The organism is Pseudoalteromonas sp. SG44-1 (genome assembly GCF_014164315.1).
Lineage (GTDB): Bacteria > Pseudomonadota > Gammaproteobacteria > Enterobacterales > Alteromonadaceae > Pseudoalteromonas > Pseudoalteromonas rhizosphaerae.
Genome location: NZ_JACJEW010000035.1, coordinates 23,105 through 35,720 on the forward strand (window position 1 = coordinate 23,105; position 12,616 = coordinate 35,720).

The 12,616-nt window shown below is 41.2% G+C and carries 10 protein-coding genes and 1 tRNA gene; 9 read left to right on the forward strand and 2 right to left on the reverse strand.

The window, feature by feature from the left end; translation table 11 throughout:
- Window positions 1–2 precede the first annotated feature (2 nt).
- The 7 genes from miaA to H5187_RS15855 all read left to right on the forward strand — a co-directional run bounded on the left by miaA (window position 3) and on the right by H5187_RS15855 (window position 7,023).
- Entirely contained in the window at window positions 3–920 is a 918-nt protein-coding gene (gene miaA, locus H5187_RS15825; protein WP_149980497.1) for a tRNA (adenosine(37)-N6)-dimethylallyltransferase MiaA, read from the forward strand.
- 79 nt (window positions 921–999) lie between these two features.
- Window positions 1,000–1,263: an RNA chaperone Hfq gene (hfq, locus tag H5187_RS15830; protein WP_064668197.1), complete on the forward strand. Its 264-nt coding sequence runs from the start codon at window positions 1,000–1,002 to the stop codon at window positions 1,261–1,263.
- A gap of 16 nt (window positions 1,264–1,279) precedes the next feature.
- Window positions 1,280–2,563: a ribosome rescue GTPase HflX gene (gene hflX, locus H5187_RS15835; protein ID WP_149980498.1), complete on the forward strand. Its 1,284-nt coding sequence runs from the start codon at window positions 1,280–1,282 to the stop codon at window positions 2,561–2,563.
- Window positions 2,564–2,669: 106 nt separating this feature from the next.
- Complete coding sequence (gene hflK, locus H5187_RS15840; protein WP_149980499.1) at window positions 2,670–3,836, forward strand: FtsH protease activity modulator HflK; 1,167 nt, start codon at window positions 2,670–2,672, stop codon at window positions 3,834–3,836.
- A 5-nt stretch (window positions 3,837–3,841) separates the two neighbouring features.
- The gene (gene hflC / locus H5187_RS15845; protein ID WP_149980500.1) at window positions 3,842–4,720 is read left to right on the forward strand and encodes a protease modulator HflC; all 879 of its coding nucleotides are present in this window, start codon (window positions 3,842–3,844) and stop codon (window positions 4,718–4,720) included.
- 217 nt (window positions 4,721–4,937) lie between these two features.
- Window positions 4,938–6,251, forward strand: coding sequence for an adenylosuccinate synthase (locus H5187_RS15850; protein ID WP_182718929.1), 1,314 nt, complete (start codon window positions 4,938–4,940; stop codon window positions 6,249–6,251).
- 148 nt (window positions 6,252–6,399) lie between these two features.
- Window positions 6,400–7,023 carry a tetratricopeptide repeat protein gene (locus tag H5187_RS15855; RefSeq protein ID WP_182718930.1) on the forward strand — a complete coding sequence of 208 codons (624 nt, stop codon included), beginning with the start codon at window positions 6,400–6,402 and terminating at the stop codon, window positions 7,021–7,023.
- Between the two features lie 85 nt (window positions 7,024–7,108).
- Here the strand turns inward: H5187_RS15855 and H5187_RS15860 are convergent, their stop codons facing one another.
- Window positions 7,109–8,968, reverse strand: coding sequence for a sodium:proton antiporter (locus H5187_RS15860; RefSeq protein WP_182798024.1), 1,860 nt, complete (start codon window positions 8,966–8,968; stop codon window positions 7,109–7,111).
- Window positions 8,969–9,888: 920 nt separating this feature from the next.
- Between H5187_RS15860 and proB the strand changes: the two genes are divergently transcribed.
- Both proB and H5187_RS15870 read left to right on the forward strand, forming a co-directional pair.
- The gene (gene proB, locus H5187_RS15865) at window positions 9,889–10,995 is read left to right on the forward strand and encodes a glutamate 5-kinase (RefSeq protein ID WP_145238116.1); all 1,107 of its coding nucleotides are present in this window, start codon (window positions 9,889–9,891) and stop codon (window positions 10,993–10,995) included.
- Window positions 10,992–12,239: a glutamate-5-semialdehyde dehydrogenase gene (locus H5187_RS15870; protein ID WP_145238119.1), complete on the forward strand. Its 1,248-nt coding sequence runs from the start codon at window positions 10,992–10,994 to the stop codon at window positions 12,237–12,239. Before proB ends, H5187_RS15870 begins: the two co-directional genes overlap by 4 nt.
- Before the next feature lie 193 nt (window positions 12,240–12,432).
- Here H5187_RS15870 and H5187_RS15875 read toward each other — a convergent pair.
- A tRNA-Ala gene (locus H5187_RS15875) sits at window positions 12,433–12,508 on the reverse strand.
- Between the last annotated feature and the right edge of the window lie 108 nt (window positions 12,509–12,616).

The following is a 12,616-nucleotide window of genomic DNA, read 5'->3' on the forward strand; positions in this document are numbered from 1 at the left end:
AGTTGAGTAATTTACCGGTCATTTTTTTAATGGGCCCAACCGCTGCAGGCAAAACTGCATTAGCAATCGCCTTATGCCAACATTTAAAAACTGAAATAATCAGCGTCGATTCAGCCTTAGTGTATAAAGATATGAACATAGGTACGGCAAAACCAGATCAACATGAGTTAGCGCTTGCGCCACACCATTTAATTGATCTAATCGACCCTAGCGAAAGTTACTCAGTAGCTGATTTTCGTCGTGATGCAATTGAAAAGATTGACCAATTTCACCAACAAGGTAAAGTGCCTGTATTAGTTGGTGGTACAATGATGTACTTTAAAGCATTAATTGATGGATTATCGCCATTACCTGAAGCATGCCCGGTAGTACGAGCAGAGCTTGAGCAACAAGCCAAGCAACATGGCTGGCCGGCACTTTATAAAGAGCTTGAGATAATTGATCCGCAAGCGGCACAAAAAATGAGCGAGAATGACTCGCAACGTATTAACCGCGCCCTTGAAGTTTACCGATTAACGGGTAAAACAATGACTGAATTACAAAAAAGTAAGCAGCCGAGTTTACCGTATACTTTTCATCAATTTGCTATTGCGCCTGATGATCGCGCCGATTTACACCAGCGAATTGAACAAAGGTTTAAAATAATGCTTGAGCAGGGGTTTGAAAATGAAGTTTCATCCCTATATCAACGTAAGGATTTACACCCTAACTTACCTTCCATTCGTTGCGTGGGTTATAGACAAATGTGGGATTACATTGCTGGCGAGATTGATTACGATGAAATGGTCTTTCGCGGTATTGCAGCAACACGACAGCTTGCTAAGCGTCAATTGACGTGGCTAAGAGGTTGGCCCGATGTAACGTGGTTAACAACGGGTGATGAAGAAAACTTGCAACGTGTTGTAAGTTCGCTAAGCTAGTAGTAGTTGAAATTTTTTAGCTTTGTTAAATGAGTTCAGCCACTTAATTATAATAACACCTAGAACGAAGGAAAATAACATGGCAAAAGGCCAATCGTTACAAGACCCATTTTTGAATGCGCTACGTCGTGAGCGTATTCCAGTATCAATCTTTTTGGTTAATGGCATCAAACTACAAGGTAAGATCCAGTCATTTGATCAATTTGTTATTTTACTAGAAAACACCGTGAATCAAATGGTGTATAAACATGCGATTTCTACCGTAGTTCCTGCTCGTGCTGTTAACTTCCAAGGTATTCAAGGAAGCGAAGACGGTGAAGAGCCTGAAGCTGGAAATTTTTAAATTAGGAGCATAATGTTTGTTTGACCGTTATGAAGCCGGCGAACAGGCAGTCTTAGTTCATATCGACTTTCCAAAAGAAGGGGATCGTGAAGATCTTCATGAATTGGAAATGTTGGTATCTTCTGCTGGTGTTAGCAGTTTGGCGGTTGTGCAAGGCAGCCGTCAAGCACCACATCCGAAACTATTCGTCGGTACCGGAAAGGCTGAAGAAATCGCTGAGATTGTCAAAATCCACAACGCAGATGTCGTCATTTTTAATCATCAACTCAGACCGTCACAGGAACGCAATTTAGAACGCGTTTGCCAATGTCGTGTGCTTGATAGAACGACGCTTATTCTTGATATTTTTGCGCAACGTGCACGTACCCATGAAGGTAAGTTGCAGGTTGAGCTAGCACAATTGCGTCATATGTCGACGCGTTTGATCCGAGGCTGGACGCATCTTGAACGCCAAAAAGGCGGGATCGGTTTGCGCGGGCCTGGTGAAACTCAGCTAGAAACAGATCGACGTTTATTGCGAGTTCGTATTCAAAGTATTCGCGCGCGTTTAGAGAAAGTGGCAGTGCAGCGTGAGCAAGGTAGACGTGCTCGTAACCGCAATGAAATTCCTACGGTGTCGTTGGTAGGGTATACCAATGCGGGTAAGTCGACGCTATTTAATCGCATTACTAACTCTAATGTGTATGCTGCTGACCAACTGTTCGCGACGCTTGATCCAACCTTACGCAAACTCGAAATAGAAGATGTTGGTTCGATAATTTTAGCCGATACCGTTGGCTTTATTCGTCATTTACCCCATGACTTAGTTGCCGCATTTAAAGCGACGCTAACCGAAACTCGTGAAGCTGATTTACAACTTCATGTGGTCGATGTTGCGGATCATCGTCGTAAAGAGAATATTGAACAGGTACAATCGGTTCTTAAAGAAATAGAAGCTGATGAAGTGCCGCAATTGTTGGTTTACAACAAAATTGATGCGCTTGAAGATATTGAACCACGTATTGACCGTGACGATGAAGGCATGCCTATTAGAGTATGGTTGTCGGCACACAGTGGCGCAGGGTGTGAACTATTGTCTGAAGCTATCAGCGAGCTGTTAGCAAAGAAAATGTTTGTTCATACGCTTAAATTAGCTCCGCAATATGGTCGTTTACGTGCTGCGTTGTTCAATTTAAATGCCGTGCATCAAGAAGACTTTGATGAACAGGGTCATTGGTTACTTGCTACTCGACTGCCTATGGTAGAATGGAATCGTTTAAGAAAAGAGTTTGGTCCTGAAATCGACGCTTTTATTTCGTAATTCGAAAAAACTACCGCACAATGTCATTTTTAGTATGAGAACTGCGGTATTTTTGTTAGATTTAACGTAATTACCTAAATTATTTAGATAACAATGGAGTATAGCTATGGCCTGGAATGAACCGGGTAATAATGGCAATGACAAAGATCCGTGGAACAAAAAAGGCGGACGTGATCAAGGCCCACCTGACTTAGACGAGGTGTTTCGTAAATTCAGCAGCAAGTTTGGTGGCTTATTTGGCGGTAAAAAATCCGGCAATGGCGGCGGCGGACTTGGTGGAGCTGGTCTTTCATTTGTACTGATCATTGCTGCAATTGTATGGGCATTGAGCGGTATTTATACCGTGAAAGAAGCAGAGCGCGGCATCGTTTTACATTTTGGTCAATTTGACCGCATTGCAGATCCAGGTCTGCGTTGGAAAATGACGTTTATTGAAACGGTAATTCCGGTTGATATTGAAGCCGTTCGCTCATTATCGACGTCTGGTTTTATGCTCACTGAAGATGAAAACGTGGTAAGCGTTGAGTTTCAGGTGCAATACCGTGTTATTGATCCTTTCCTATACAAATTTAGTGTAACTAATGCTGATTCTAGCTTAGAAGAAGCGCTAGAGAGTGCACTGCGTTATGTTGTTGGTCATTCAAAAATGGACCAAGTATTAACGAATGGCCGTGAGGTTGTGCGTCAAAATACCTGGGATGAACTGAATAAAATCGTCGAACCGTATAACTTAGGTTTGATCGTAACTGACGTTAACTTTAAAGACTCACGCCCACCGGCTGAAGTTAAAGACGCGTTTGATGATGCCATTGCCGCACAAGAAGATGAACAACGTTTTATTCGTGAAGCTGAAGCATACGCGCGTGAAATTGAACCACGTGCTCGTGGTCAAGTTACTCGTATGACGCAAGAAGCTGAAGGTTACGGCGAGCGCATTATTTTAGAAGCACAAGGTGAAGTCGCGCGTTTTGAAAAGCTATTACCTGAATATCAGGCTGCTAAGCGTGTAACCCGTGAGCGTTTATATATTGATGCCATGGAAGAAGTGCTAGGTAACAGTTCAAAAGTGCTAGTTGATGTTAAGGGCGGCAATAATATGATGTATTTACCGCTTGATAAAATCATGGATAAGCAAGGGAACGCAACCCGTGTTGCATTACCTAGCTCAAGTGATATTAACGACTTACGCAATAAAGTTAATACATCGCGCAATAGCACTGTGAACTCAAGTTCAGACCGCTTTGGTGCTGATCGCTTTAACGACGGGAGATAAGCGCAATGAAAAACTTTAGTTTAGTTATATTATTAGCGGCCGTTGTGTTGTCTTTTTCGTCAGTGTTCGTAGTACCTGAAGGGCAAAAAGCAATTGTTATGCTATTCAGTAAAGTGCAAAAAGACAGTGATGATAAAGCAATTGTTTATGGTCCTGGCTTACAATTCAAAGTGCCTTTCTTTAGCCAAGTACGCCGTATTGATGCGCGTATTCAAACTTTAGATGGTACGCCAGATCGTTTTGTTACTAGCGAGAAAAAAGACTTAATAGTTGATTCTTACGTTAAATGGCGTGTTAGTGATTTTAGTGCTTTTTACTTACGTGCCCGTGGTGATAAGCAATACGCTGAAGCACTACTTAAGCAAAAAGTAAATAATGGTCTACGTACTAACTTTGGTTCACGTACTATCCGTGAGATTGTTTCCGGTGAGCGTAGCGAGTTAATGGAAGAAGCATTAGTTCAAGCTTCTGAAAGTGCTCAAGAGCTTGGTATTGAAGTACTTGATGTACGTGTTAAGCAAATCAATTTACCGTCAGAAGTGAGTAATTCGATTTACCAACGTATGCGTGCAGAGCGTACTGCTGTTGCTAAAGAGCATCGCTCTGAAGGTCAAGAAAAAGCCGAAACGATTCGCGCTGACATTGACCGTCGTGTCACAGTAATGCTGGCTGATGCTGAGCGTAATGCCCGTACCGTTCGCGGTGAAGGCGATGCAAAAGCTGCGGCTATTTATGCCAATGCGTACAATAAAGATGCTGAATTCTTTGGTTTTGTACGTTCATTAGAGGCCTATAAAAAGACCTTTAAAGATAAGCAAGACGTAATGGTATTATCACCAGACAGTGACTTCTTTAGATATATGAAAGGTGCTGCAGCGCAGTAATCTTTTTCTAAATCTAGCACAAATCCAAACCCTGTGTATGCAGGGTTTTTCTTTTAGTAAGATGAATTTTCATGAGTAACTTAATGTTATTCAACCAGTTAATTTTTATTGCAAAGGTCGTGGTACGACTGCGCAGAAAAAATAACCTAAACGGGGGTGATCTTTCCCCTCATTATCTGGTAAAATCTCGTCCTAATTTTTTCTAAGTGAATTTACAATGGGTAAAAACGTTGTTGTATTAGGCACCCAATGGGGTGACGAAGGTAAGGGTAAGGTAGTTGACCTCCTTACAGACAAAGCATCTTTAGTAGTTCGTTACCAAGGTGGCCATAACGCTGGTCATACACTGGTAATCGAAGGTGAAAAGACAGTTTTACACCTTATTCCATCGGGTGTATTACGTGACAATGTTAAGTGTGTGATTGGTAATGGTGTTGTTGTTTCACCAGAAGCGCTAATGAAAGAGATTGGCATGCTTGAAGAACGTGGCGTACCAGTACGTGAACGTTTATTGATCAGTGAAGCATGTCCGCTTATTTTGCCTTTCCACATCGCATTAGATGTAGCTCGTGAAAAAGCACGTGGTAATAAAGCGATTGGTACAACAGGTCGCGGCATAGGTCCTGCTTATGAAGATAAAGTAGCCCGTCGTGGTTTGCGTATCGGTGATTTATTCAACCCTGAATTATTCGCTGCGAAGCTTAAAGAAGTATTGGAATACCATAACTTCACTTTAGTAAATTATTACAAAGTAGATGCGGTAGATTTCCAACAGACGTTTGATGATGCAATGGCTGTTGCAGATATCCTTAAAGCAATGGTTGTTGATGTAACTGAGTTACTTGATCAAACGCGTTTAGCGGGCGACAACATCTTGTTTGAAGGCGCGCAAGGTACATTACTTGATATCGATCACGGTACTTATCCATATGTAACGTCTTCAAATACCACTGCCGGTGGCGTTGCTACAGGTGCAGGTTTTGGTCCATTAAACCTTGATTACGTACTTGGTATTATCAAAGCTTACACTACGCGTGTTGGTTCTGGTCCTTTCCCTACAGAGCTTTACGATGGCCTTGAAAAACAAGACCCAGTAGGTAAGCACTTAGGTACTGTTGGCCATGAGTTTGGTGCTACAACAGGTCGCCTACGTCGTACTGGTTGGTTAGATGCTGTGGCAATGCGCCGTGCAGTACAAATTAACTCTATCTCAGGTTTTTGTTTAACTAAACTAGACGTGTTAGATGGTCTAGAAACACTAAAAATCTGTACTGGTTATCAGTTAGAAGATGGCACTATCACTAATGTGACGCCACTTGCTGCTGAAGGTTATGATAAAGTAACGCCAGTATATGAAGAGATGCCTGGTTGGACTGAAAATACAGTGGGTGCTACTACTGTTGAGCAGCTACCAAAAGCGGCACTTGATTACATCAAACGCATTGAAGAAATCACCGGTGTACCTGTTGATATTATTTCTACAGGTCCTGACCGTGTAGAAACTATAGTATTACGCAGTCCGTTTGCATAATTACTGATAGTACTAAAAAAGCTGCCTTGTGCAGCTTTTTTTGTGTCTGGGGATAGTGTTTATAATAAATAAGCTATTTATAAATTTCATTCTGGAACGATCTTTGTATAAACTTTAGCAAGATGGTTTTTAATTTAAAGTGACCTAAATGCGTTTGTTAACTTGTTTATCATTAGTGCCGTTATCGTTTTTGCTGGCAAGCCACGCCAAGTCTGAAGAGACCATAGCTGCCGTGCCACTATATACAGAAACTGAGCTGCTTGCTTTGATCAATAGTAATACACATCTTGCGCGAGTAAAGGCAGATGACTGCCAGTTAGTACAAGATATCGAAGCACGAGCCAATAAAATGGCACTGCCTTCTTATCAATTTTTATATGGCGATATGCTGGCGTATGCGGTGTGTGTTGATCGTAATGTAGAGCTTGGTGTGTATTATATGCGTCAAGCAGCACAGCAAGGCTTAGCGGCGGCATTAGAGCAACTCGGGCGATACTATGACACGGGTCGATTGGTGCAAAAGGATAAAGCGCTTGCTGTGACTTACCTACGTGAAGCTTCATCACAAGGTAATTTAAAAGCACAATTGCGGTTAGTTAGTTTATTTAATCAAGGCTATGGCAGTCCACGTGATTACGAAGACGCATATCGTTGGTTATTTCATAGTATGGTTGCAGATAAAGCAACCCATAAAAAGATTGAACGCTCGCTAGCCCAATTGGCGCAAAAAATGCCCGATAGTGTAGTAGCGCGTGCACGATTGCCATTGTAGGTTTGAGTAGATTAGTTAGCGAGTTAGAAAACTAGCGAGTTGAAAGTAAAAGGGCTAGGTGCGATACCTAGCCCTTTTCGTTTTACTATTTTATTTCTTTCGGTTCTTTGTTTTTACCATTATTAGGATCTTTCAATACCGACATTTTTGGTGGCAGCATCGCGACGACACGTTCACCTTCTTGCGGCGGTTTTTCCATATTAATAGTAAACGGACGCAGTTTAATAGGGCTATCATCATCACTATCTTTGTCACCATTGAGGATGAATAACGGAATTGCATCGCTGTTCATCTCTTGGTATTTGCCCCAGTTAAACTCTTCAGAAATTCGCGTTACACTGACCTTGCCGCCTTTGGCAATTAAGCTACTTAAACGTGCATAAGAGCCGCTGTCACCAAACAAAATTTGCCGAGATAGAAACGTCGCGCTGTCTTTGTTTGCTTTGGCGTGAGAGGTCGAAGAACGCAATGAAAAGACGTTCTTTTCATTCAATAAATGTGAAAAATACTGCACGCCTAGCGCATTATGATGGCGGTTTGGCGAAAGCGCCATTACGCTGCGTAGAGTTGTCAGGGGTAAGTAACGTTCAGCATGTTCTGATTGCGGGTTACCATAATAACAAGGCAGCCCATCCATACGTGCCATGCGGCAGTTTTCCCAAGCTGGATCTGATAAGTGTACTTGAATATTTTGCTCTTTTAGCCCACAAGCAATGGCACGAGCGACATGGTTTGCACCAATGATCAAAATAGTATTAGGTGAAGGCTGACGAACCCCTAATAGCTTCGCAATCGGGATCGCAGTTAAGCTTTGCAGAACTACTGTGATAATGATAACGGTAAAAATCAGTGGCACCATTTTCTCGGCGTCAGCAACACCAGCTTCCATCATACTAATAGCAAAAACAGAGCCTACCGCTGCTGCGACAATACCGCGCGGAGCAATCCACGCGAGTACTAAGCGTGATTTAATTGGTAGCTCAGTGCCGAAAGTGGAGATCGCAATACACAATGGGCGAGCGATAAATAATACGATAGCCAAAAAGATAAACACATCGGCATCAAGCATCATTAAATCAGCTAATTCTAAACGCGCAGCAAGCAAAATGAATAAGGTTGAAATTAAGATCATAGACAGATCTTCTTTAAACTCTAAAACAGAATCAATTTCTAAATCGTCTTGGTTCGCTAACCAAATACCAAATACAGTAACCGCTAGTAGACCTGACTCATGGCTCAAATGATTTGAGACTGTAAAGCTAATAAGTACCAAAGCTAAGATGCCGAATTTATGTAATTCAAATGGTAGCCATTCGCGGCGGATCAGTAACGTTGTAAGCCAACCTGCGACCACGCCAATAGATAAACCGACTCCTAAGGTTTTAAACAAGGCGATTACGGTATGAATAAACACTTCACCTTGACCAACTAGCATTACCGCTTCAAATACTAAAACCGCAAATAAAGCACCAATTGGGTCAATAACAATGCCCTCCCAGCGTAGTATGCGGTCAATATCTTGGGTTGGTCGCATTGAGTTTAATAGCGGTGCAATAACTGTTGGGCCAGTCACAACCAATACTGCACCGAGCACCGCTGCTACACGCCAGTTGAGTTCTAAAATCCAATAGGCACTGAGGCTTATTACTATACAAGTTGTAATCATGCCAATAGAGCACAAGTTACGGACTACCTTGCCAATACCTTTGAGTTCTCGAAAGTGCAGAGTTAAAGAACCTTCAAATAAGATCACCGCAACACTGAGTGAGACCACAGGAAAGAGTAGATCACCAAGCAGTGCATCTGGATCAAGTAAACCCGTAGCAGGGCCAAGTAACAGGCCGGTAAGTAACAAAAATAAAATAGCTGGGACACGAAAACCCCATGCTATCCATTGGGCGAGAACCGAACATAGAGCGATCCCTGCGATATAAATAGCTGACATAGATGAAGTATTCCTTATTTATTACAACAGTTAGGAGTAAACCTTTCGATACTTATAATACAGGGGTATACACGTGTATGTTAATTTTTCCTAATAGAATTTTAGCTGTTTACGAACTTATTTGTAGAAGAAATGATAATTTATTGGTTTTAAAATATTTGAAACAAATTAAACTCTATTTAACTGACTGAATCTTAATGACTTTAAAATTTATTAGCTGCAATAGTAAGCCGAGTGAATAAAATATAGTCTTGATCTTTAGGCTAAAAGTAGCGTAATATAGTTAGTGTTCAAACAATTAGTCATCTAATTAGTTACTTGTTAGGTCTAAGCGAATACATATAGTTATTTTTAAGTTGCTTTAAATTACAACAATTTAGATTGAGGTTACTATATTTATATGCTTAAAAATCAATTTGTTAATTGTTTTGAATGCAGTTTGTACAATTTTACTCATTTTTAGTAATTAGTTAATTTGAACATAAATTACATTTTATTGTGATTCATATTGTTTGAGTTGAACTGTTACTTACTCAATATTTGACACCCATCGTGGTGAGCAAATCTCGGTCCTTGAGTCATCACCCTATCTGTTGGTGTATCAGACTTTAGAGGCTCTATGTATGTTGTTAATAAAAAAGCTTCACACAGCTTTTTACAGCGATGCATAAACAACACTTTTTATTTACTTTATAACTGTTCAGTCTTAATGATTGAGCCAAAGTTATGCTATATCTAACGCACTTTGTTAATTAACTAAGTGAGCGTTTCCGGCTGAGTATTAAAAAGTGTTGGCTAAAGAAAGTGAGTAAAAGCAAGTGCAAATTGTTAACTCGTAACCTAGGTAAACACTAGGTGGTTTGTTTTCAGATTTATCCAAACTAGGGTAAGTCACAGTTAAAATGGAAAGTTGAACATTTATGCAAAAGTTAAATTGGCGACGTATCGTATTAAAAGTAGGTAGCGCATTGATTGCACCTGATCAAGATGGTTGTCGCTCACGCTATTTATTAACCATCGCTCAGTTTATCGTTCGTTGTCGTAGTCAAGGAATTGAAGTTATTTTAGTTTCGTCAGGCTCAGTTGCCGCTGGCGCGCATTTATTTCCGAAGACACAAGAGCGCACTGTGGCAATGAAAAAGGCCATGGCAGCAGCAGGGCAAACCGAAATGATGGCTATGTGGGACCGCTTTTTTGATTTCCCATCGGCGCAGATTTTATTAACTCATGGTGACTTACGTGACCGTGAGCGTTATGAGAGTATTAGAGAAACTGTTTTCACTTTGTTGGATCATGGTGTGCTGCCAATCATGAATGAAAATGATACGGTGACAACTGATGATTTAAAAGTCGGTGATAATGATAACTTATCGGCAATGGTCGCTGCAGCAGCAGATGCTGATGCATTGATGATTTTTTCAGATGTGGATGGGCTTTATGATAAAAACCCTAATTTGCACGACGATGCAATATTACTGCCTGAAATTAAATCAATTGATGAATCAATCTATGCTATGGCAGGATCTGCTACCAGTGCGGTTGGTACAGGTGGTATGAAAACTAAAATTGAAGCAGCTGAAAAAGCGACTTCACATGGTATTACTACTTATATAATTAATGGTTTTAAAGAGCAGACATTTACAAAACTGCTGGAAGGTGAGAACCCAGGTACTATTTTCTTACCGTACGAAAAACCGATGCAAGAAGCTGTTCACTGGATGACTCATACTGCAAGTGAGCAAGGTGAAGTCGTTGTCGCAGGTTCATACGATGAGTCTTTAGAAGGTGAAACTGGCTGTATCCGTGGCGATGAAATTGTCGCAGTGCATGGTGAGTTTGCAATTGGCGATACCATTTTGGTACGTAGCAGCGACGGCACTCGATTAGCCAAAGCAACTGCAAATTACAGTAGTTGTTTATTGAATTTTATAGCAGATAACGAACAAAGCGAATTTAGCGACAAGATGCAAGATTCGATTGGTCCCGTTATTTCAGAGAAAGATATCGCATTATTGGAGAAGTCATGAGTTTAATTACAGATATTTCACGTCAGGCAGCAAAAGCGGCACATCAGTTAGCCTTACTCGATACCGAGACCAAAAATCAGGTGCTACTGGATATGGCTGCAGCATTACGCCAACAAAAAGCATTTATTATTAAAGAGAACGAAAGTGATTTAGCCGCAGCCCGCGATAACAATCTAGCAGCCGCTATGATTGACCGTTTAACGCTCAATGACGAACGTATTGAAGCGATGGCTGAAGGCATTGAAGTGATTGTAAGCCTTGATGATCCGGTGGGTCAATTACGCGATATTACTGAACGTCCTAACGGGATTAAAATTCGTAAAATGCGCGTACCACTTGGTGTGGTATGTATGATTTATGAAGCGCGTCCAAATGTAACCGCTGATGCTGGAGCGTTATGCTTCAAATCAGGTAATGGGGTTATTTTACGTGGTGGTAAAGAGGCGCTTAAAAGCTCGCAAGCAATTGCGAGTGTCATGCATCAAGTATTAGAGCAGCATAATTTACCGGCAGCGTTAATCTCCGTTATTCCAGATCCAGACCGCGGATTATTAATGGAATTGATGCAGCAACGTGACAGCATTGACTTAATTATTCCACGCGGCGGCGAAGGGCTAATTAACTTTGTAACAGATAACAGTACAATTCCTGTGATCCAGCATTTTAAAGGTGTGTGTCATTTATACGTAGATAAAGACGCTGACTTAGAAGTGGCGATTAACTTGCTACTGAACGGTAAAACTCAGCGTACTGGCGTATGTAATGCATTAGAAGGCCTTGTCGTTCATCAGGATGTTGCCGATGAGTTTTTAAATTTATGTGCTGTTGTATTACGCCAAGAAGGTGTAAAAATAAATGCAGATAGCCAAGCCGCACAATATTTTGATGATGCAACAGTGCTTGCGCCAGAGGAATTTGGCGAAGAATATTTAGATTTAGAAATCGCGATTCGTGTAGTACCAGATTTTGCTGGTGCAATTGAGCATATTGCGCAATTTGGTTCAAACCATACGGAAGTTATTTGCACTAAAAACCAAGCCGCGGCTGAATTGTTCCAGCGCAGTGTTGATGCCTCAGTAGTGATGGTTAATACCTCATCACGCTTCTCTGATGGCTCACAGTTAGGTTTAGGTGCAGAGATTGGTATCGCAACGTCAAAACTACACGCTTACGGCCCAATGGGCTTAGAATCATTAACGACGGAGAAATACCTCGTCAATGGTGTAGGTCAAATTCGCGAATAATTGGTAGTCGAATAACCAAATTAAAATGCCGAGTTTATGCTCGGCATTTTTGATCGTAAATACCATGCAGCGCACAACTGATAGCTAAAAAATAACTAACATAAAATAAACAGTTTTTTGATTAAAATGAGAAAGATTTAAAAATTGAATTTGGCATGAGAGCCATAGTGATAAAAATTGAAGAGTAGGAAAGTGGTGGAGCTAAGCAGGATCGAACTGCTGACCTCCTGCGTGCAAGGCAGGCGCTCTCCCAGCTGAGCTATAGCCCCACATTCCTAAAGTTACGAATTTCGTAACCTACTTGAGGTTCCGTTTCAAGCGGGACGAACTTTAATGAGATTTCTAAATTTGGTCAAGTATTATTTATATATTTTTTG